This is a genomic window from Mesorhizobium sp. M0174 (assembly GCF_040322275.1).
Taxonomy (GTDB): Bacteria; Pseudomonadota; Alphaproteobacteria; order Rhizobiales; family Rhizobiaceae; genus Mesorhizobium.
Map to the genome: position 1 here is coordinate 245,989 of NZ_JAMYTB010000003.1, position 19,093 is coordinate 265,081.

At 63.8% G+C, this 19,093-nt stretch carries 16 protein-coding genes; 7 read left to right on the forward strand and 9 right to left on the reverse strand.

Annotated elements, in window-relative coordinates; translation table 11 throughout:
* Positions 1–65: 65 nt before the first annotated feature.
* From NKJ13_RS07585 to NKJ13_RS07600, 4 genes are read left to right on the forward strand one after another with little or no spacing between them, the layout of a single operon-like run.
* The gene (locus NKJ13_RS07585) at positions 66–2,519 is read left to right on the forward strand and encodes a GcvT family protein (RefSeq protein ID WP_352738703.1); all 2,454 of its coding nucleotides are present in this window, start codon (positions 66–68) and stop codon (positions 2,517–2,519) included.
* Positions 2,516–3,415 (forward strand): homocysteine S-methyltransferase family protein, encoded by a 900-nt coding sequence (locus NKJ13_RS07590; RefSeq protein WP_352688157.1) that lies wholly within the window; start codon positions 2,516–2,518, stop codon positions 3,413–3,415. The genes NKJ13_RS07585 and NKJ13_RS07590 overlap by 4 nt, the downstream gene beginning before the upstream one ends.
* Positions 3,415–4,596 carry a pyridoxal phosphate-dependent aminotransferase gene (locus tag NKJ13_RS07595; protein WP_352738705.1) on the forward strand — a complete coding sequence of 394 codons (1,182 nt, stop codon included), beginning with the start codon at positions 3,415–3,417 and terminating at the stop codon, positions 4,594–4,596. The genes NKJ13_RS07590 and NKJ13_RS07595 overlap by 1 nt, the downstream gene beginning before the upstream one ends.
* Positions 4,593–7,067 carry a GcvT family protein gene (locus NKJ13_RS07600; RefSeq protein ID WP_352505729.1) on the forward strand — a complete coding sequence of 825 codons (2,475 nt, stop codon included), beginning with the start codon at positions 4,593–4,595 and terminating at the stop codon, positions 7,065–7,067. The genes NKJ13_RS07595 and NKJ13_RS07600 overlap by 4 nt, the downstream gene beginning before the upstream one ends.
* A 6-nt stretch (positions 7,068–7,073) precedes the next feature.
* Here the strand turns inward: NKJ13_RS07600 and NKJ13_RS07605 are convergent, their stop codons facing one another.
* The 6 genes from NKJ13_RS07605 to NKJ13_RS07630 all read right to left on the reverse strand — a co-directional run bounded on the left by NKJ13_RS07605 (position 7,074) and on the right by NKJ13_RS07630 (position 13,217).
* Positions 7,074–7,655 (reverse strand): NAD(P)H-dependent oxidoreductase, encoded by a 582-nt coding sequence (locus NKJ13_RS07605; protein WP_352738707.1) that lies wholly within the window; start codon positions 7,653–7,655, stop codon positions 7,074–7,076.
* Positions 7,652–9,052 (reverse strand): FAD-binding oxidoreductase, encoded by a 1,401-nt coding sequence (locus NKJ13_RS07610; RefSeq protein ID WP_502901890.1) that lies wholly within the window; start codon positions 9,050–9,052, stop codon positions 7,652–7,654. Before NKJ13_RS07610 ends, NKJ13_RS07605 begins: the two co-directional genes overlap by 4 nt.
* The gene (locus NKJ13_RS07615; RefSeq protein WP_352505728.1) at positions 9,049–10,350 is read right to left on the reverse strand and encodes a cytosine deaminase; all 1,302 of its coding nucleotides are present in this window, start codon (positions 10,348–10,350) and stop codon (positions 9,049–9,051) included. The genes NKJ13_RS07610 and NKJ13_RS07615 overlap by 4 nt, the downstream gene beginning before the upstream one ends.
* Before the next feature lie 178 nt (positions 10,351–10,528).
* Complete coding sequence (locus NKJ13_RS07620) at positions 10,529–11,380, reverse strand: ABC transporter permease (RefSeq protein ID WP_352505727.1); 852 nt, start codon at positions 11,378–11,380, stop codon at positions 10,529–10,531.
* Entirely contained in the window at positions 11,367–12,209 is an 843-nt protein-coding gene (locus tag NKJ13_RS07625) for an ABC transporter ATP-binding protein (protein WP_352505726.1), read from the reverse strand. Before NKJ13_RS07625 ends, NKJ13_RS07620 begins: the two co-directional genes overlap by 14 nt.
* A gap of 3 nt (positions 12,210–12,212) precedes the next feature.
* Positions 12,213–13,217 (reverse strand): ABC transporter substrate-binding protein, encoded by a 1,005-nt coding sequence (locus NKJ13_RS07630; RefSeq protein WP_352505725.1) that lies wholly within the window; start codon positions 13,215–13,217, stop codon positions 12,213–12,215.
* 381 nt (positions 13,218–13,598) lie between these two features.
* Here NKJ13_RS07630 and NKJ13_RS07635 point away from each other — a divergent pair, with 381 nt between their 5' ends.
* Together NKJ13_RS07635 and NKJ13_RS07640 are read left to right on the forward strand one after the other, a co-directional pair.
* A complete protein-coding gene (locus tag NKJ13_RS07635; protein ID WP_352505724.1) occupies positions 13,599–13,982 on the forward strand; it encodes a RidA family protein in 384 nt (127 codons plus the stop codon).
* Positions 13,983–14,204: 222 nt separating this feature from the next.
* Positions 14,205–15,008, forward strand: a complete 804-nt coding sequence (locus NKJ13_RS07640) for a creatininase family protein (protein WP_352505723.1) — start codon at positions 14,205–14,207, stop codon at positions 15,006–15,008.
* A 64-nt stretch (positions 15,009–15,072) separates the two neighbouring features.
* Here NKJ13_RS07640 and NKJ13_RS07645 read toward each other — a convergent pair whose 3' ends face one another.
* The 3 genes from NKJ13_RS07645 to cobD all read right to left on the reverse strand — a co-directional run bounded on the left by NKJ13_RS07645 (position 15,073) and on the right by cobD (position 17,904).
* The gene (locus tag NKJ13_RS07645; protein ID WP_352777492.1) at positions 15,073–16,284 is read right to left on the reverse strand and encodes a serine hydrolase domain-containing protein; all 1,212 of its coding nucleotides are present in this window, start codon (positions 16,282–16,284) and stop codon (positions 15,073–15,075) included.
* 61 nt (positions 16,285–16,345) lie between these two features.
* Positions 16,346–16,849, reverse strand: coding sequence for a tyrosine phosphatase family protein (locus NKJ13_RS07650; RefSeq protein WP_352505720.1), 504 nt, complete (start codon positions 16,847–16,849; stop codon positions 16,346–16,348).
* Positions 16,846–17,904 (reverse strand): threonine-phosphate decarboxylase CobD, encoded by a 1,059-nt coding sequence (gene cobD, locus NKJ13_RS07655; RefSeq protein WP_352505719.1) that lies wholly within the window; start codon positions 17,902–17,904, stop codon positions 16,846–16,848. Before cobD ends, NKJ13_RS07650 begins: the two co-directional genes overlap by 4 nt.
* Between cobD and cbiB the strand changes: the two genes are divergently transcribed.
* The gene (gene cbiB / locus NKJ13_RS07660) at positions 17,903–18,874 is read left to right on the forward strand and encodes an adenosylcobinamide-phosphate synthase CbiB (protein ID WP_352505718.1); all 972 of its coding nucleotides are present in this window, start codon (positions 17,903–17,905) and stop codon (positions 18,872–18,874) included. The genes cobD and cbiB overlap by 2 nt on opposite strands.
* Positions 18,875–19,093: the final 219 nt, after the last annotated feature.

Below are 19,093 nucleotides of genomic sequence, written 5' to 3' on the forward strand. Positions count from 1 at the left end.
CGCCCAAAAGTGCGTGGCGGTTTTGGGACAACGACATGCATCAAAACAAATAGTCGGAGAAGAACATGGCCGGTTTGCCGACCACGGCACGCGTTGTGATCATCGGAGGCGGTGTCGTCGGCGCCTCCTCGCTCTATCATCTCGCCAAAGCGGGCTGGATCGACTGCGTGCTTCTGGAGAAGAACGAGCTGACTTCCGGCTCGACCTGGCATGCCGCCGGCAACGTGCCGACTTTCTCCTCGTCATGGTCGCTGATGAACATGCAGCGATATTCGACCGAACTCTATCGCCGGCTGGCCGACGAGGTCGGCTATCCCATGAACTACCACGTCACCGGCTCGCTCAGGCTAGCCCATAGCGCGGAGCGCATGCAGGAATTCCAGCGCGCCAAGGGCATGGGCCGCTACCAGGGCATGGACATCGATATCGTCGGGCTCGACGAGATCAAGCGTCGTTACCCCTTCATCGAGACGCATGAGCTGAAAGGCGCGCTCTACGATCCGAATGACGGCGACATCGACCCGGCGCAATTGACCCAGGCGCTGGCTAAAGGTGCCCGCGACATGGGCGCGAAGATCATCCGCTTCTGCCCGGTCACCGGCGTGCGCCGAGAAAACGACGAGTGGGTGGTCGAGACGGCGCAAGGCGAGATCCGCTGCGAGATCGTCGTCAACGCCGCCGGATACCGCGCTGCCGAGATCGGCAGGATGTTCGGCCGCGAGGTGCCGATGATGGTGATGAGCCATCAATATATCCTGTTCGAGGAAATCCCCGAACTGGCGGCGTGGTCGAAGGAACAGGGCAAGAAGCTGCCGCTGCTGCGCGACGTCGATACGTCCTATTATCTGCGCCAGGAAAAGAACGGCATGAATCTCGGCCCTTATGAGCGCAATTGCCGCGCCCACTGGGTCGGCCACAACGACCCGATGCCCGACGACTTTTCGTTCCAGCTGTTTCCCGACGATCTCGATCGGCTGGAACATTACCTGGCCGATGCTGTCGCCCGCGTGCCGATCCTCGGCACCGCCGGCCTATCCAAGGTCATCAACGGGCCGATCCCCTACGCGCCGGACGGCAACCCGCTGATCGGGCCGATGTCCGGCGTGCCCAACGCCTTCGAGGCCTGCGTCTTCACCTTCGGCATCGCCCAGGGCGGCGGCGCCGGCAAGGTGCTGGCCGAATGGGTAACCGAGGGCCAGACCGAATGGGATATGTGGTCCTGCGATCCGCGCCGTTTCACCGCCTTCGCCTCGGCTCCGGATTATTGCGTTGCCAAGGGCATGGAAATCTACGGCAACGAATACGCCATCCAGTTCCCGCGCCATGCCTGGCCGGCCGGACGCGACCGTAAGCTGTCGCCGCTCCACGGCCGCATCAAGGCACTCGGCGCCCAGTTCGATGCCTATAATGGCTGGGAACGCGCCACCTGGTATGCGCAGCCCGGTGACGACGTCTCCGAAGAAGCCACGCTGACTTTCCGTCGCGACGGGCCGTGGCAGCATCGTGTGCGCCAAGAATGCCTCGCCGTCCGCGATGCCGCCGGCATTCTGGACCTGCCGGGCTTTTCCCGTTTCAATCTCGATGGTCCAGGTGCGGCCGAATGGCTCAGCCTCCAGGTCACAGGCCTGGTGCCGAAACCCGGCCGCATCGGCCTCGTCTATTTTGCCGACGACAAGGGCCGCATGGTCACCGAAATGTCGGTGGTCCGCCACGACGAGAACCTGATGACGCTGATCACCGCCGCGGTGGCGCAATGGCATGATTTCGAATGGCTGAAATCGCGCATCCCGAAGGACGCCGCATTCAAGCTGGTCGACAGGACGGAGGAATACTCTACCCAGATCCTCGCCGGCCCCAACTCGCGAAAAATCCTGGCCGAACTCTGCGCGGCCGACCTCACCCTGCCCTGGCTGACGCATCAGGAGACCAGTATCGCCGGACGTTGGGCAAAGCTGGTGCGCGTGTCCTTCGCGGGCGAGCTCGGCTGGGAAATCCACAGCAAGATCGATGATACCGCAGCGATCTTCGACACCGTCTGGGCAGCTGGCCAGAAGCACGGCCTGAAACCGTTCGGCATGTACGCGCTGGATTCGCTGCGGCTCGAAAAAGGTTACCGCACCTGGAAGGGCGACCTGTCGACCGCCTATTCGATCCTGCAGGGCGGGCTGGAGCGCTTCGTCAGATGGGACAAGCCTGACTTCCGCGGCAAGGCAGCGCTGCAGAACGAGAAGCAGCAGGGCGTCAAGAAACGCTTCGTCACGCTTGTCGTCGAAAACCCCGGTGACTGCGATGCGCCTTATATGTCGACGCTGTGGCGTGACGGCCGGATCGTCGGCGAGACGACGTCCGGCGGCTGGGGTCATCGTATCGACAAATCGATCGCGCTCGGCATGCTGCGCGCGGACCTGACCGAGCCGGGAACGGCGGTCGAGGTCGAGATCTTCGGGGAACGTTTTCGGGCGGTCGTGCAGGAGGACGAGCCGTTATGGGATCCAAAGAACGAGAGGCTCAGAGCATGAAGAAAGTGATCCTCACCGATGGCGGCATGGGCCAAGAGCTGGTCCGCCGCAGCAGCTCCGAGCCGACGCCGCTGTGGTCGGCCAGGGTGCTCATCGACGAACCGGATCTGGTGCGCGACCTGCATGCCGAATTTATCCGCGCCGGCGCCCGCGTCATCACCATCAACACTTATTCCGCAACGCCGGAGCGGCTGGCGCGCGAAGGCGCGGAAGAGCTGTTCAAACCGTTGCAGAAGCTCGGCATAGAACTGGCAAGGCAAGCACGCGACCAGGCCGGCGACGCGGCGATCGCCGGCTGCCTGTCGCCGCTGTTCGGCAGCTATGCGCCAGCGCTGACGATATCCTTCCAGGATACGCTCGACGTCTATCGCTGTATCGTTGCCGAGCAGGCGGACGGCGTCGATCTGTTTCTGTGCGAAACCATGGCGTCGGCCGAAGAGGCGCGCGCCGCCGTCACCGCGGCATCGGAAAGCGGCAAGCCCGTATGGGTGTCGTGGACGCTCGCCGACCACGGCGCACCGCGCCTGCGCAGCGGCGAAGCCATTGCGGCGGCGGCAAGCGCTCTCGACGGCCTGCCCGTCACGGCCCGGCTGATCAATTGCTGCCGGCCCGAGGCGATCGCTGCAGCGCTCCCCGAACTGATCGCCCTCGGCGGGCCGGTCGGCGCCTATGCCAACGGCTTCACCTCGGTCGAGGCACTCAAGCATGGCGGCACAGTGGAAGTGCTGCACGCCCGCCACGACCTCGATCCGGATGCCTATGCCGGCCAGGCGATCGGCTGGGTCGAGGCTGGCGCCGGCATCGTCGGCGGCTGCTGCGAAGTCGGACCGGCCCACATCGCCGCGCTGCGCGACCGGCTCGAACAGGCCGGCTACGAAATTTCGGGAGTAGCATAATGCCTAGGCCATCATCGCGCATTTCCGGCATCGTGCCCTCGGGCAAGGATGGCTGGGAGGTTCATTCCGCTGCCTGGGCGCGCAAGCAGGCTGGCGAAGACATCATCATGCTGTCGGTCGGCGACCATGATTTTGACACGCCGAGCGAGACGATCGAAGCCTGCGTGACGGCCGTCCGCGCCAGCAATCACCACTACACGCCGCTTGCCGGCGTTCCACGCCTGCGCAAGGCGATGGCGGCGGCGTCGACGCGGTGCACCGGGGTTGCGACCAGCCCCGACCAGGTCATCGCCACGCCGGGCGGGCAGGCCGCGCTTTACGCGGCCATTCAAGCGGTTCTCGACCAGGGCGACCATGCCATCGTCGTTGCGCCCTATTACGCCACCTATCCGAATACCTTCAGTGCGGCGGGCGCCGAGTTCAGCGTCGTCGAGACCCCCGCCGAAGACAGCTTTCAGCCGCGCGCCGCCGACATCCGCGCCGCCCTTCGGCCGAACACCCGCGCCATCCTGATCAACACGCCGAACAATCCCACGGGCGCCGTCTATTCGCGCGAGCGCCTGGAAGAGCTGGCGCAGATCTGCCGCGAGCATGACCTCTGGCTGCTGTCGGACGAGGTCTACTGGACGCTGGGCCGCGGCGAGCACGTCTCACCACGCTCACTGCCTGGCATGACGGAACGCACGCTAGTCATCAATTCGATGTCCAAGAGCCACGGCATGACCGGCTGGCGCATGGGCTGGCTGACCGGGCCCGAGGAGATGATCTCGCTGCTGACCGACCTCAATCTGGTGATGACCTACGGCCTGCCGGCCTTCATCAGCCTCGCCTGCGCCGAGGCGCTCGAAAACGGCTACGGCGTCGAGGAGATCGCCGAGCGCTATGCCGCGAGGCGCGCCGTCGTTCTCGATGCCATGCGCGGTATGAACAACGTCACCGTGCGCGGCTCCGAAGGCGGCATGTATGTGATGCTCGACATATCGGCGATCGAGCCGGACGACGAAAAATTCGCCTGGGCTTTCCTCGACCAGGAGAAGGTCGGCGTTATGCCCGGCTCGAGCTTCGGCGCGGCCGCAGCAGGCCACATCCGCTTCAGCCTCTGCCAGCCTGAGCCGGTGCTGATGGAGGCTGCCACACGCCTGCGCCGCTTCGCATCCAGCTATCGCCGCGAGGCCGCATGAGCGCCCCGCCCACCAAAGCCATTCCGACTAAGGCCATTCCTCCCAAAGCAAGGGCGGTCATCATCGGCGGCGGCGTCTCCGGTTGTTCGGTCGCCTATCATCTGGCCAAACTCGGCTGGACCGATATCGTGCTGCTCGAGCGCAAGCAGCTGACGTCAGGCACAACATGGCACGCTGCCGGCCTGATCGGCCAATTGCGCGGCTCGCAGAACATGACGCGGCTGGCGAAATATTCGGCCGACCTCTACGTCAAGCTCGAGGCCGAGACCGATGTCGGCACCGGCATGCGCCAGGTCGGCTCGATCACCGTGGCGCTGACCGAGGAGCGCAAGCACGAGATCTATCGGCAGGCGTCTCTCGCCCGCGCCTTCGATGTCGACGTGCGCGAGATTTCGCCACGTGAAGTCAAGCAGATGTACCCGCATCTCAATGTATCCGATGTGGTCGGCGCCGTGCATCTGCCGCTCGACGGCCAGTGCGACCCCGCCAACATCGCCATGGCCTTGGCCAAGGGCGCGCGCCAGCGTGGTGCGACGATCGTCGAGAATGTGAAGGTGACCAAGGTCCATACCAGGGCCGGCCGCGTCACCGGAGTGTCTTGGGCGCAGGGCGACGAGCAAGGCACGATCGATACCGACATCGTCGTCAACTGCGCCGGCATGTGGGCACGCGAGCTTGGCGCCCAGAATGGCGTCACCATCCCGTTGCACGCCTGCGAACATTTCTATCTCGTCACCGAACCGATCGCCGGGCTTTCCCGCCTGCCGGTGCTGCGCGTCCCGGACGAGTGCGCCTACTACAAGGAAGATGCCGGCAAGATGATGCTCGGCGCTTTCGAACCGGTAGCCAAGCCGTGGGGCATGAACGGCATAAGCGAGGATTTCTGCTTCGACCAGTTGCCCGCGGACATGGATCACTTCGAGCCGATCCTCGAAATGGGCGTCAACCGCATGCCGATGCTGGGCACCGCCGGCATCCACACCTTCTTCAACGGCCCCGAAAGCTTCACGCCCGACGATCGCTACTATCTCGGCGAGGCGCCGGAGCTTTCCGGCTACTGGATGGCGACCGGCTACAATTCGATCGGCATCGTCTCCTCCGGTGGCGCCGGCATGGCGCTGGCGCAATGGATCAATGACGGCGAGGCGCCTTTCGATCTCTGGGAGGTCGACATCCGCCGCGCTCAGCCGTTCCAGAAGAACCGCCGTTATCTCAAGGAGCGCGTTTCCGAAACGCTCGGCCTGCTCTACGCCGATCATTTCCCCTACCGGCAGATGGCGACTTCGCGGAACATAAGGCGCTCGCCGCTGCATGAGCATCTGAAGGCGCGCGGTGCGGTGTTCGGCGAGGTCGCCGGCTGGGAGCGCGCCAACTGGTTCGCCAGGCCCGGCCAGGAGCGCGAATACCGCTATTCCTGGAAACGGCAGAACTGGTTCGACAACCAGCGTGAGGAGCATCTGGCGGTCAGGAACGGCGTCGGCCTGTTCGACATGACCTCGTTCGGCAAGATCCGCGTCGAAGGCCGCGACGCCTGCGCCTTCCTGCAAAGGCTCTGCGCCAACGACATGGATGTGGCGCCGGGCAAGATCGTCTATACCCAGATGCTCAACCAGCGCGGTGGCATCGAGAGCGACCTCACCGTGTCGCGGCTGTCTGAAACAGCCTTCTTCCTCGTCGTGCCCGGTGCGACGCTGCAGCGCGATTTAGCCTGGCTGCGAAAACACCTTGCCGACGAGTTCGTCGTCATCACCGATGTGACCGCTGCCGAAGCCGTGCTCTGCCTGATGGGCCCGGATGCGAGAAAGCTGATTCAAAGGGTGAGCCCCAACGATTTTTCAAACGAAAACAACCCGTTCGGGACGTTTCAGGAGATCGAAATCGGCATGGGGCTGGCCCGCGCCCACCGCGTCACCTATGTCGGCGAGCTCGGCTGGGAGCTTTATGTCTCGACCGATCAGGCCGCCCACGTCTTCGAGGCTATAGAAGAAGCCGGCGCCGACGTCGGCCTGAAGCTATGCGGCCTGCACACACTGGATTCCTGCCGCATCGAAAAGGCCTTCAGGCATTTCGGCCACGACATCACCGACGAAGACAATGTGCTGGAGGCCGGCCTTGGCTTTGCCGTGAAGACGGCCAAGGGAGACTTCCTCGGCCGCGATGCGGTGCTGAAGAAGAAAGAAACCGGCCTATCACGTCGGCTGGTGCAGTTCCGCCTGAACGACACCGAGCCGCTGCTCTTCCACAACGAGGCGATCCTGCGCGACGGCAGGATCGTCGGTCCGATCACCTCGGGCAATTACGGCCATCATCTCGGCGGCGCTATCGGGCTTGGTTACGTGCCTTGCAAGGGCGAGAGCGAGGCGGATGTCCTGTCGTCGTCCTACGAGATCGAGATCGCCGGCGAGCGCTTTGCGGCGGAGGCGTCGCTTAAGCCGATGTACGATCCGAAGGCGGCACGGGTGCGGATGTAGCGCACCTCAGAGCGCGTCCATCCTGGCCGCGACCTTCGCCACGAACCTGGTCCGACTGCCCTCGGTCGACTGGTTCATCGAGTAATGCGCAAGGTAGGAAACCGACCCGCCGGGCTGGATCGTCGCGCGCAGCACCCGATTGACCAGCTTGCGCGGCGGGTCACCCATCAGCATGGCTCGGAACCGGCTGCCGCCATAGGTTGTGACGGCGACTACCTTGCGAATATTGTGCAGTGACGGCTGCACCTTGCCGGCGACCAGCTTGAACGACACACCGGGCAGGAAGACGCGATCGAAAAAGCCTTTCAGAATGGCCGGATAGCCGAAGTTCCACACCGGAAACGACAGCACCAGCGCCTCGGCCCGCAGCAAGCGCTCGACATAAGGCGACGCCGGATCGCCGTCGCTGCGTTCGTCGTGATAGGACATCCGTTCGGCGCGCGTCAGCCTGGGATCGAAATTCTCGGCATAGAGGTCACAGTCGTCTACCACATGGCCGGCCGCCTTCAGGCGCTCGACGATGGTCCGGTGCAGGCCGGCATTGAAGCTGGTCTCCACCGGATGAGCGTAGAGGACGAGGATGTTCAACCCGCGTTCTCCAGCCCCTTGAACAGAAACGACTTGCCCGAGCGATAATCATAGTCCGGATTTTCCCAGGCGATCATCTTGCCCGGATTGAGCAGCCCTTGCGGGTCGGTTTCGCGCTTGAAGGCGAGCTGCACCTCGTCGGTGCGCTTCATGCCGCCTTCTTCCAGCGTGTAGCGGTGCGGGTTGAAGATCCAGCAGCCATTGTCCTCGTGGATGCGGATGATCTCGTCGAGCCGCTCCGCCGTGGTGAAACGCACCAGCGGCAGCCCTGCGATGCCGATGGCGCCGTCGAAGCGGATGAATTCGAGATGCGCCGGCACCTCGTCGCCGAAGCGATCGACCATCGCCTTGACGTGGCCGAGGTGGTCCGGCGAAGGGTAGCGGGTCTGCAGGTAGGTGATCGTCGGATCGACCCGGATGGCACGCAGCGTCGTGTGGTTCCAGGTCAGCTCATAGGCCGGCGGCAACCCTTTGAGATCGGCCTCCTTGTCGGCCCGGAAGACAATCTCGCCCTTGCTGCGCGCCGTGAAGGCAACGAAGGCATCCATCGCATGCGGTGCGATCATCAGGACGACGATGCTTTGGCCGCGCCGGAAAAACCGCTGGTGGCGCTTGAAATAATCGTAGGGGATCGGTGCTGCGATCGGCGTGATCAGTTTCGCCAGTATGCCGTCCTGGATGGCGAGGTCGTTGCCGAACCCGGCCGCATCCATGAAATCGTCGAAGCCGACGATGACGTCGATCCAGTCATAGCTGGCGGTCAGCGGCATCTCGACTTCGGTGATGATGCCGTTGGTGCCGTAGGCATGCATCACCTTCAGCACGTCCTCGCCGGTGAGCTCCATGACACGCGGCTCAGCCTCCATCGTCACGGTCCTCAGCCGGATGACATTGCCGAGGTCGCGCAGTCCGCCCCAGCGGATCGAGCCGATACCGCCGGAGCCGCCGGCGACGAAGCCGCCGATCGACGCCGTGTTGTAGGTCGACGGCGACATGCGGAGCTCCTGGCCGGAATGCGCCCGCGTCGCTCTGTCCATGTCGGCGAGCACGGCGCCGGGGTCGGTGACGACACGGCCGGGGGCGATCGTCTTGACCGCGTTCATCTCGGCGAGATTGAGCACGACGCCGCCGGACAAGGGCATCGCTTGGCCGTAGTTCCCAGTGCCGCTGCCGCGCGGCGTCACCGGCACGCCATGCCGGTGACAGGCGGCGAGAATGCGGACGACCTCGTCTTCGGTTTTCGGCGTCACGATCAGGTCGCCGGTGACGTGATCGAGCTGCTGCTTCAGCACCGGGCTGTACCAGTAGAAGTCGCGGCTCTTCTGCTGGACGATCGCCGGATGGTCGTCGATCTTCAAACCGTACAGGTCGCGCTTGAGCGCCGCAATATCCATCATTCCACCATCAGATCATCGAGTTCGGCATAATCGGGCAACTGACGCTCGATCGCCAGGCCGTCGCGTACAACGATGCGATCCGATTCGGGCCGTGACAGCAATTCCGTCCAGCTCCGCCCCTTGAAGACGACGAAATCGGCCGGCGCTCCGGCGGCAAGCGTGCCGAAACCGTCGAGCCGCATCACCTTGGCCGGCGTCGAAGTCACCGCTTGCGGCCAGTCGGCGACGGGATGGTCGAGATGCAGGATGCGCGTCGCCATCCGGTAAACCTCAAGCATGTCGAGATCGCCATAGGCGTAGAACGGGTCGCGCGTATTGTCGGAAGCGACGGCCACGGCAATGCCGCGCGCCTTCATCTCGTGCAGCAACGTCACCCCGCGCCAGCGCGGCGTGGTGTTGTCGCCGCGCCGGTCCTGCAGATAGAGATTGCACATCGGCAGCGACACCACCGCCAGGCCGGCCTTGGCGACCTTGTCTAGCGTGTCGAGCACGTCAAGATCGGGCTGGCGCGCCAGCGAGCAGCAATGGCCGACCAGGATGTTCCCCTCGAAACCGTTCCAAAGGGCGGCTTCGGCGATTTTCTTCAGCGAGATCGCCGCGATATCGTCGGTCTCGTCCGCATGGAAATCGAGATCGAGGCCGTGCTCGATCGCCTGCGCAAATACCTGGTCAAGTAGTTCTTCGAGATCCGGCACCATATAGGTGACGACGCCGAGCACGCCGTTGGCCGCAGCCACTCGCTTGGCCAGCCTCTCGAACCATTTCCTGTCGCGCACGCCCTCGATGCCGAGCAGGCAGGCCGCCTGCAGCTCGATGCGGCCGCGCCATTTATCCCGCATCGTCTCGAACACCGGCCAGGAGATCTCTTCCTGCGGCGCAACGCTGTCGAGATGCGTGCGCAGCGCCCTGGTACCATGCGCATAGGCCGAGCGCAGCGAAAAATCCATGCGGCGGGCAACGTCGTCGGCGCTCCAGCGCGCCGCCCGGTCGGCGCCCGTTGCGTTCAGCGCGCCCATGAAGGTGCCGTCCGGGTTGGGCGTTCGAGGCCAAATATGGCCCTTGTCGATATGGGTGTGGCAGTCGACGAAGCAGGGCAAGACGATCCGGCCGCCGAGGTCGATGGCGCCTGCCGGTGCATTGGATCGCTGATGTGCTGCAATGCTGGAGATTTTTCCGTTGGCGACGGCGATATCCGTAAGCGCAAAGCCGTCGGCATCGAATGCTGCGGCCAGTCCTGGCGTCAGCGACTGATGAACACGAACGTTTGCAAGATGATAAGGACCAGAGGCTGGTATCAAGCCGCACTCCCCTCTGTCCTGCCGGACATCTCCCCCTCAAGGGGGGAGATCGGCAGCTTCAACCGGGGCACGCGCCTTGCCACGTCAGTAATTGGCGAAATCCGAAATGAGGTCCAATCTCCCCCCTTGAGGGGGAGATGTCCGGCAGGACAGAGGGGGGTAACGGCGCCGACCATGCCTACCGCTCCTGCCTCAGTGCGCTCTCGTGCCAGCGCCGCAAAATGAGATGCGATACAAGCGACAGAACCAGGAAGATCAGGATGCCGGTGAGCGAGATCAGGATCAGCGCGGCGAACAGCCTTGGTGCGTTGAGCCGGTAGCCGGCCTCGATGATGCGCGAGGCGAGGCCAGACGACTGGCCGGTGGCGCCGGCGACGAACTCGGCCACCACCGCGCCGATCAGCGACAGCCCGCCGGCGATCTTCAGCCCGCCGAGGAAATAAGGCATCGCCGCCGGCAGCCGCAGATAGCGCAATTGCTGCCAGCGGGTCGCACCGTTGAGCTTGAACATGTCGCGCAGATTGCGGTCGACCGAATTGAGGCCGAGCGTGGTGTTGGAAAGGATTGGGAAGAAGGCGACGATCCAGGCGCAAAGCAAAAGCTTTGTCGTCTGGTTGTCGACATAGATGTTGATCAGCGGAAAGATCGCGACGATCGGCGTCACCTGCAGCACGATGGCGAACGGAAAGAACGACATCTCCACCCATTTCGACTGAGCGAACAGCACCGCCAGCCCGACGCCGCCGATGACGGCGAGAAGCAGGCTCAAGAAGGTGATCCTGAGTGTCACCAGCAGCGAGGAGAACAGCAGCCCGGCATCGTCATGCAACGTCTGCAGCACCACGCCGGGACGCGGCAGGATGTATTTCGGGACGTCGTTCCAGACGCAGACACGGTCCCACAGCCAGATCGCCAGGATCATGATGGCCAGCGGCAGCAGCCATCTGCCGATGCGCTCGAAGCGCTCCTGGCGGACGCGGCGCGCCTCCTCCGGGTCGAGCGCCAGGACTGGTTCTTCAATGGCCGTCATGATGCGGTCCGGCAGTTGAGTTGATGGCGCCGATCAGCACGTCGGATGCCTGGCGGCAGAGCGCGGCATAGTCGGGCGAGGTGCGAAACGCCTCGTCGCGCGGATAGGGCGCGTCGACGGCAAGCTCCGCGAACACTCGGCCCGGCCGCGCCGCCATGACGACGACGCGGTTGGAGAGGAAAACGCTTTCGAAGACGCTGTGGGTGACGAAAACGACGGTGAAATGCTCATCCTGCCATAGCTCCAGAAGGTCATTGTTGAGCTTGAAGCGGGTGATCTCGTCGAGTGCCGCGAACGGCTCGTCCATCAACAGAATCCGCGGCTTGGTCACCATGGCGCGGGCGATCGAGACGCGCATCTTCATGCCGCCCGACAGTTCGCGCGGCACCGCCTTCTCGAAGCCGGTCAGGTGAACCCGTGCCAGCATCTCCATCACCGTCGGTGCCGCCTTGGCCCGCGACACGCCCTTCAGCCGCAGCGGCAGCCAGACATTGTCGAAGACGTCGGCCCAGGGCAGCAGCGTCGGCTCCTGGAAGACGAAGCCGATATTCGAACGGTCGCCGATATTCGAACGATCGCGGGCGCCGCTGCCGCGCCAGTCGAGCAGGCCCGAGGTCGGCGTCGACAGGCCGGCAATCAGCCGCAGCGCCGTCGATTTGCCGCAGCCGGACGGGCCGAGCAGGCTGAGGAAGTCGCCTTCCCGGATCGTCAGCTCGACATTGCTGAGCGCGGTGACGCCGTTGGAAAAAACCTTGCCGACGCCACGCAGCGCCAACAGCGTCGGCCCCGGTACACTTCCTGGCTGTTGCGCCACTTTCTCCAGCTTCACGGTCTACTTCTTCAGGTCGAGCCCGACGCCCTTGTTGACGAAGGAAAGCGTGTAGGCCTTCTTGATGTCGATGCCCGCCGGCGCGACCTTCGCCTTGACCATCTTGTCGTAAAAACTCTGGATGCGCGCGTCGGTCATGGCGCCGATGCCGAGCTTTTCGCTGTCGCCGGAATCGACCACGCCGAACTTCTTCAACTGCTCGATCGAGAAGGCGATCTGCTCATCCGTCATGTCCGGATTTTCCTTCTTGATCATTTCGTTGGCGGCCTTGTTGTCGCCGTAGAGATAATTGTACCAGCCCTTGGCCGAACCATCGACGAAGCACTGGACCACCTCGGGCCGCTTGTCGATCGTCTCCTGCATGGTCTCGACCGTCGTTGCATATGTGTCCCAGCCATAGTCGGCCAGCAGGAACTGGTTCGGCGTGAAACCGCCCTGCTTCTGAACGGCGAATGGCTCCGAGGTGACGTAACCCTGCTGGATCGACTTCTTGTTGGCGATGAACGGCGCAGGGTTGAAGGTGTATGGCACGCGCTTGGCGGCATCGAAGCCAAGGTCGGTGACCATCCACTGGAAGAAGGTCTGCGCACCTTCGTCGCCGAGGATGTACTGGTCGGCGTTCTTCAGGTCTTCCCATTTGTCCAGCTCCTGGCCGGGATGGGACATGATGACCTGCGGGTCCTTCTGGAAGTCGGCGGCCACGACGCGCATCGGTATGCCTTGCTGCACGGCATCGAAGGCCGACAGCAAATTGCCGCCCATGTAGAAATCGATCTTGCCGGCCAGCAGCAGCGGCCGGCCGCTGACCTGTGGGCCGCCCTGCATGATCGTCACGTCGATGCCGCAGGCCGCATAGGTGCCATCCGCCACCGCCTGGTAGTAACCGCCATGCTCCGGCTCGGCCAACCAATTGGTGCCGAAGGTGACTTTTTCGTTCGCTGCCGCAGCAAGCGTGCCTGCGCCAAGCAGCACGATCGCGCCGGCCGAAATCTTCAGTTTTCCGTACATCCACACCACCCTTTGTTCGCTCCGGCGCATTACGCGGCGGGCTCGACACCATTGTTTCAAGAAGCAAGACACATGCCACCGGCGCGTTGCGCCGGGACCGCCCGCTTGTGCAATGCCCGCCTGTGCAATGGCGGCGCGAAGGCCGGACGGGTCATGCTGTACGAAAGGCATCGTGCCTATTTTTTGATCGCCTGTCCACAATCGCCCTCGTGACATGCACCGCCATCTTGATGCCCGCATCGATCCCGCATTAGAGCGACGTGCGTCCACTTGGACGCACAAAGTACGCTCTAAAACTTCGTATCCTGTCGCATCGTGCTTTCCGAAAATCGATCTCGATTTTCGGGCCGATGCGATAGGCTGCCGTGAACGGAGATTGCCATGTTCAAATTTCTCACGCCGAAGTCGATCAAGCCGCCCTTCGCCCGCTACAGCCACGGCGTCGAGTTGCCACCCGGCAAGCGGCTGGTGCTGTGTTCGGGCCAAGTTGCGATCACAGCGGACGACCAGATCCCGGAAGACGCCGGCGCGCAGGCCGAGCTCTGTTTCCAGAATATATCGGCGATTCTCGGCGAGGCCGGGCTCAGCCTGTCCGACATCGTCCGCATCAACGCCTACGTCACCGACCGCGCCTTCCTGCGCCCCTATATGGAAGTTCGCGACCGGCTGTTCGCCAGCCCTGCGCCGGCTTCGACGCTGATGGTCGTTTCCGGTTTTGCCCGGCCGGAATTCAAGGTCGAGATCGAGGTCATCGCTGCGGGTTGAGCAGGCGCTGGCCAGCGGCTGGAATCGACAGGCCGATGATCTCAAGTTACACGACAAAGGTTGGCGCTGCCCCTCATCCGCCTGCCGGCACCTTCTCCCCGTGTAGTGACGGGGACAGGGCTAGCCGGAACGCTGGCGATCGCCCTCTCCCCCGTCCTTCACGGGGAGAGGCTAAGGGTGAGGGGCAGCGCAAACGCCCATTCAGTCTCTTCGAGGTTCAAAATGGCCGGAACAAAAAAGCGCGTATGGTGGGGTGACTACCGGACCACCGAATACGCGACCATCGATCCTGAGGCGACCATTGCCGTTCTGCCGCTGGCAGCGATCGAGCAGCACGGGCCGCATCTGCCGGTTTCGACCGACACCTCGATCATGAACGGTATGCTGGAAACGGTGATCGCCCGCCTGCCCGGCGATCTCGACATCCGCATCCTGCCGGTGCAGGCGGTAGGCAAGTCGAACGAGCACCTGCATGCGCCCGGCACCCTCACTTTGCCGGCGACGACCTTGGTCGAGGCATGGACCGAACTCGGCCTGTCGGTCGCGCGCGCCGGCGTCCGAAAACTGATTGTCGTCAACTCGCATGGCGGCAATGAAGAGATCATGGGCATCGTCACGCGCGAATTGCGTGTGCGGGCAAAGATGCTGGCGTTAAAGACCAGCTGGCAGCGCTTTGGCCGGCCGGCCGGTATGTACACCGATCTCGAAGACCGCCACGGCATTCATGGCGGCGACGTCGAGACCTCGCTGATGCTGCATTTCCGGTCCGACCTCGTCGATATGGCCAAGGCCGACAATTTCGTGTCCAAGGTTGCCCGCGCCGAAAAGGAATTTTCGCTGCTGCGCCACACCGGAACGCACGCCTTCGCCTGGATCGCCAGCGATCTCAACCCGAATGGCGTGGTCGGCGACGCCAGCATTGCCACCGCCGAAAAAGGCCGGCTCACCGCCGAGCATCAGGCCGACGGCTTCATCGGCTTGGTGAGGGACATGCGCAAGGCCAAGCTGGCGGATTGGCTGGCGTAGGTGTTTGATCCCACCAGCTCAGGCCTCGCTCACGAGGGGCGATTCCATTCGCGCGCGAGGATCCTCACTTCCCCTCTTGAAGCGGCGACACCGTGTAGATTTCGTCCAGTATCTTCACCATCAAGGTGTTGGCGGTCGCCTGGCCGTCGAGCGCGAGAGTCAGGTTGGTCCATATGACCAGGGTGACGTCATTGGCCGGATCGTAGCCCATGAAGGACTGGTAACCGGGCATCTCGCCTTCGTGATAGTAGATTACGTTAGGCCCGAAGGTCAGCGTTAGGATGCCATAGCCGTATTTTTGCATGGCGGGTTCGCCCGGCTCCGGCGCCACAGGGCTTGCAAGCCACTGCCGCTGGAAGTCGGCATTGAAGAGCTTGCCCCCGACCAGCGCGCGCATCCACGTCGCGAGGTCATCGGCGGTGGAGATGACTCCGCCAGCCGCAAAGTAGGCGGACGGGTTCTGCCATGTGTCGTCGTTGGGCTTGAGCGTTCCGGCCCTGGCCGCAGCCTGGAGGTCGTCCGGATAGGGCGCATCAGCCAGGGCGTACGACGTACTGCCGTAGAGGTAACCGTTTGAGTATGGTTCGGGGATGGCGTTCGACGTGCTCGGCGGCAACGCCGTGTTCTTCATGCCGAGCGGCCCGAACAAGCGGTCCCGGAAGATGGTCGAGAGCGGCTTGCCGTCGATCTTCTCGGCAACAAGGCCGAGCAGATAGTAGTTGGTGTTGTTGTACTCGAATTCGGCACCCGGCGCGAAGTCCGGCGGCCGTTTGAACGCCATACCGAGTACTTCATCGGCGGTCCATACCCTGTAAGGATACTTGTCCAGGCTTTCGGCAAGTTCCGGCGCATTTGTGAAGTTAGGGAGGCCGCTCCGCATTGTTATGAGCTGTCGAATGGTTATCTCGTCGCCGTTGAGAACGCGCTGGACGTATTTCGAGATCAGATCGGCGAAGCTCAGTTTCCGTTCCTGCACCAGTTGCACGATAACAGCGGCGGTCATCGTCTTGGTGTTCGAGGCCGCACGGAAGTGGGTATCGGCGCGCGGCGGGTTCGTGGCACCCAGTTCAGTCGTACCGTAGCCGAAGACGAGGTTGCCCCGCGGAGTCTTGAGCAAAACCATAGCACCGGGCAGCATAAGTTCCTTGGCCAAACGCTCGACAGTGGCTTGGAGCGCTGCCAGGTCGATCGACTTGAGAGCCGGCATGGAGGCGGCCATGGCGCTGCCTGTCGTGCAGACCACGCCAACAACGATTGCCAAAATTCTCCCGATCATCATTCGCTCCTTGGCTGTGTCCTAGAACTCCTGCGCTCTTTCCTGGAACTTGTTTTTAGGCTCAGATTTTCAATTCGAACGGTGTGCCTTCGAAAGCATCCGCGCCGCGCCCGATCGCCTGGATCGCTTCGATCATTCGGCCCCTGCGATCGAGCAGCGTGTCGGCGATCGCGATCAGCCGCGGATTGGGTGTCGCCGTCGGCGACAGCCTGCGCAGAGTCTCGGCCAACTCGGCCTCGTCGCGCTTCGGCGCCAGCGCTGCCGCGATGATATAGGCCGAGGCGGTCGAGCGGCTGATGCCGGCATGGCAATGCACCACCAGCGGGCGCGAGCGATCCCATTGGCGGGCGAAATCGAGCAGGGTCACAACGTGCTCCTCGCCCGGCATGGTCATGCCCTCCTGCGCCACCGCAATGTCGTGCATGACCAGATGCAGATGGTTTTCCCTGGTGATCGAGGCCGGTCGCACCACCTCCGTTCCGGCGGCGAGCAGCGAAAGCAGCCGCCCGGCGCCGGTCTTCGCTACCGTTTCCTCGACTTTGGACAGCGAGCAGACATGGATCATTGGGTCGTTTCTCCCTTGGCATCATCGTCGCGCCGCGAGGCCCAGCCGGCAAGTGCGGATTCGAGCCGCCGCCATTCTTCGTCGGCTCCCGGCAGGCCGGCGCGCAGCACATCCGGACGATCGGCGAAATGCCGAAGCAGGATGCCGCGCTGGCCAAGCGCCGAAAACAGGCCGGCAGCGTTCGCCAGCCTGAGATAGCGGAACAGCGTGGTGCCACCGGCGACAGGCACGCCGAAGCGGCCGAACAGCGTGTCGAGCCGTGCGGCGTCCTCGGCCAGACGGCGCCGCATCCCGGCCTGCCAGCCGGTGTCGGCAAGCGCCCTTATGCCATATTCGAGCGCCGGCCCGGCAACCGCCCATGGCCCGAATTGCGCCTCCAGCCGCTCGACCATCAGCGCGTCGGCCAATGCAAACCCAAGCCGCAGGCCGGCCAGGCCGAAGAACTTGCCGAACGAGCGCAGCACGACGATGCCGCCCTGGTCGACGTCGCCGGCCAGGCTCTCGCTGCGCGGGCCGACATCCATGAAGGCCTCGTCGACGACCAGCAGCCCGCCTCTGGCGCGTAATGCCCGGGCAAGTCGAAGCAATCTTTCGCGCTCGACGACGCGCCCGTCCGGGTTGTTTGGATTGACGACGATCGCAAGGTTGGCCGCCGCCAGGGCTTCGAAATTATCGACTTCAGCCGCCGCGTGGCCGGCGATCGCTGCTGCCCGCCGATGCTCGGCATAAGTCGGCCCGAGCACCAGCACCTTGCCCGGGCTGACCAGCGAAGCGACGCGCGGCAACAGGATTTGCGTGCCGGGCGCCGCCGCGACGTTCGCCGCCGACGGCGCGCCATAGGCGCTTGCCGCGACTTCAGCCAAGTCGCGGCTGCGCGCCGTTTCCGGCAATCGCGACAGGGCGGTGGCGGGCAAATCGAAAAGCGGGTAGGAGTGCGGATTGATCCCGGTCGAGAGGTCGACGAAAGGCAGCGGCGCGTGAGGGAAAAGCGCCCTCGCCCGGCCAAGGCTTCCGCCGTGGTCCACTGCCGCCGTCACCCCATCAAGAGACTTCATGTCGATCCTGATCACTTTCCTGTCGCTGGCCATCGAACTTGTACTCGGCTACCCGGCCCGGCTCTTCGATGCCATTGGCCATCCCGTCACCTGGTTCGGCAGGCTGATATCCTTTCTCGACCGCAGGCTCAACCGCGCCACTGATTCCGACGCCGACCGTCGCCGCTGGGGCGTCGTCGCGCTGCTGGTGATCGTGCTGGTGCCGGCCGCCCTCGCCTTCTGGATCGAAGTCATGCTTTGGAGCATTCCCTTCGGCTTGTTGGTCACCGCAATCCTGGCGACGTCGCTGCTGTCGCAGAAGAGCCTGGCCGAGCATGTCGAAGCGGTGGCCGACGCACTCGACAGCGGCGGACTGGACATGGGCCGCATCGCCGTCTCCAGGATCGTCGGCCGCGATCCGGAAAAGCTCGACAGGGCCGCTGTCTGCCGCGCAGCGATCGAAAGTCTTGCCGAGAATTTCTCCGACGGCGTCGTCGCGCCGGCCTTCTGGATCGGTATTGGCGGGCTCGCCGGCGGCGTCGCCTACAAGGCCGCAAACACCGCCGATTCGATGATCGGCCACCGCACGCCGCGCCACGAAGCCTTCGGCTGGGCGGCTGCGCGCTTCGACGACTGGATCAACCTGCCGGCGTCGCGGCTGACGGCGCTGCTGATCGTGCTTGCGGCTTTCCTGGTCAAGGGCGCCGACGCCAAAGCCGCCTGGCACGCCGTGCGGCGCGATGCGAAAAAACACCGCTCGCCCAATGCCGGCTGGCCGGAGGCAGCGATGGCCGGCGCGCTCGGCCTGGCGCTCGCCGGCCCCCGTTCCTACGACGGCGTGATGGTCGAAGACGCGTTGATGGGCGAGGGCGGCCGCCGCGACGATGTCGAGAGCACCGACGTCCGACGGGCGCTGAAACTCTACCAGGTCGCCGACTTGCTGCTGATTGCGCTGTTCGGGGTGGTCGCAGTGGTTGTTATCTTGGCGTGACCTGCGCTCGAGATCGACGGAAACAAAAAACCCGCCAAGCGGCGGGTCGTTGGAGCCAATTAGCACCATAGCGAAATTAATAGCATAGCTGCCGGCACAAAGCAAGAACAAAATAGGGCAACGCCTCAAATAATCGGTTCAGGTCGGCGCTGCCCCTCAGCCTTAGCTCCCCGTGAAAAGACAGGGAGAGGGAGATCGCCAGCGTTGCGGCTAGCTCCT